Below are 2282 nucleotides of genomic sequence, written 5' to 3'. Positions count from 1 at the left end.
CAGGATCTATTAATTCACTAAATTGTTCTAGGGTGTCTGGAATCCTTTTATGCGTCTCATTAATAGCGTCTTGTAGTCTCATAGTAAAATAGCCCATCTACTTATTAGATGGGCTATTTTATTACTTTTATTGAGTTTTTGCCTTAACTGACTGGCATTACCCAATAGGGTGGTTTTTTTGATGATTCATATTTTATAAGTTAACTATTTTCTACTTCCAAGTATAGGTTAAAGACGTTAGGAAATTAATACCATCGGTTTTATAGCCAGGCTCAGTAATATAGTTTTGATTAAACAGATTGTTGATTCTACTTGACATAGATAAGTTTGGAGATAACTTATAGTTACCACTAATATTAACTAAGTTATAGCTTTTGACTTTAGAAGTATTCTCTATGTTACTAAAATAATCATCAATGTATTGATATTCTGCTCGAATATCTAAATTAGATAATTGATACCCTAAATAAACTGTACCTTTATGCTCAGGACGATTGGGCAAATAGTTACCATGATTTACTAGACCACCATCATCCTTAGCTTTTTGATAGTCATAAGCTAATCCAAAGAGATAATCATCTATAGACCAGTCACTAGTTAAAGTAACGCCCTCTATTTTAGCTTTGGCAAAGTTTTTACGTTGATATTCTTCATCACTTATAATTAGATCGTCTACAGTGTTACGATAACCAGTTAATCTAGCAACCTGATTATTTGTCGTGTACTCTACAAAGGCCTCATAGTTATCACTTTTTTCTGGTTTTAAATTAGGATCACCACCCCAGTCATATAGGTCGTTGAAAGTTGGAACACGATATCCTTTGGCAAAATTCAATCCAGCACGTACTTCTGGAGTGAAGTGATAAGCAGCACCTATGTTATAAGTGGTTTCACTATCATACTTAGAGTAATCGTCATAGCGAATGTTAGCTTGTGCATCAATATTACCCCGTGATAGTAAATAGGCTAAAAAACCACTAGTGACATCACGTTTGTCCGCATCAGGATAGGAACTTGAATCAACTTCCTGTTTTAAGTATTCAGCACCATATATTACAGTGTCAGCACCCAACGCATGTTGTCCAACTAAACTAACTTGCTGCTGTTTAGTATCATAGTCGCTCGTATAGGAGATAGCCTTCGTTTGAGACTCGTCAATAGATTGACCATAAGACAATTTTAAGGATGAGTCGGGTGAATATCCCCAATCAATAAATGCTTGAGCTGCCCCATTTTTTTGCTCAGCTAATGTAGTATCCTTTCCTGTCGTTGAACCACTATCAAGTTCTGTAGTTGAGTCACTGTATAAACCACTGATTCCGATCTTAATATCGTTATTAATTTGATGGCTTAAAAATAAACTATAGTTATTGCTTTCAAAGCCATCTTTATCTTTATTATGAATATTATGAGGATGATTAGGGTGAGTAGCATTAATACCATTAGTTTCATTATGGCTAGCAGCTAGATTTAAACTTGTTCCATTCTCATTAAAAAATTGTGCTGTTGCACCATATAAATATTGGTCATGAGAGCCAGCGCCCACTGTTACAGAAAACTGATTTTCATTAATATTTCCGCCCTTGGTGAAAATTTGAATAACACCGCCCATGGCATCAGCACCATACATACTAGAGCCAGAAGCGCCGTAGAGGACTTCAATACGTTCGATTTGGTCAGCAGGTAAGAGGTGTAAGGAAGGTTGTCCTGAAGAAACTGAGCTGAATCGCACACCGTCAATTAGTACTAAAACCTGTTTGCTATCATAGCCTCGAAGATAAAAGTTAGATACAGTTCCCATCCCACCACTTTGAGTAAAGTTGAAACCCGGTTGATTTTTAATAACATCTAGAGCTGTCTGGCCTTGATAGCGTTTTAAGTCTTCACTATCAATTACGCGAGTTTGAGCAATGGTGTTGTTAACAGCAGTGGGAGTACGCGTTGCAGTAACCGTGATTTTTGGGAAATAAGCAACCGGCATATTATCTTGTGTAGCCAACTCAGTTTCGGCAGCTACAGCAGGGACACAGGCCAAAGTAGAAGCCATTAAAGCCCAAGTGCCTTTATTTAAATGTGATTTTTTAGAAACCTGAATAAGGCTTTTGTACAAAGTGCTATAAGAAGTTGTCATGACTAAACCCAATTAGTAAACAAAAGTTACATTAAAGAAAGAGTACCGCTATTATCCCTGATTTTTATAATAATTAAATAACAAATAGACGAGAATTACTCATGTCTAAATTAATAACATTCAACTTAAGCTTTATTCTTATACAAAGTTA

The 2282-nt window shown here is 35.8% G+C and carries 1 protein-coding gene; it reads right to left on the bottom strand.

Going from position 1 to position 2282, the window contains the following annotated elements; translation table 11 throughout:
• Positions 1–211: 211 nt before the first annotated feature.
• Entirely contained in the window at positions 212–2131 is a 1920-nt protein-coding gene (locus tag A1019T_RS12685) for a TonB-dependent receptor plug domain-containing protein (protein ID WP_077452071.1), read from the bottom strand.
• Positions 2132–2282: the final 151 nt, after the last annotated feature.

Origin of the sequence: Psychrobacter piechaudii (genome assembly GCF_900162825.1) — a bacterium.
In the GTDB taxonomy this organism is placed as follows: Bacteria; Pseudomonadota; Gammaproteobacteria; order Pseudomonadales; family Moraxellaceae; genus Psychrobacter; species Psychrobacter piechaudii.
Note: the sequence above shows the minus strand (reverse complement) of the source record. Positions and strands in the feature narration are given on the sequence as shown.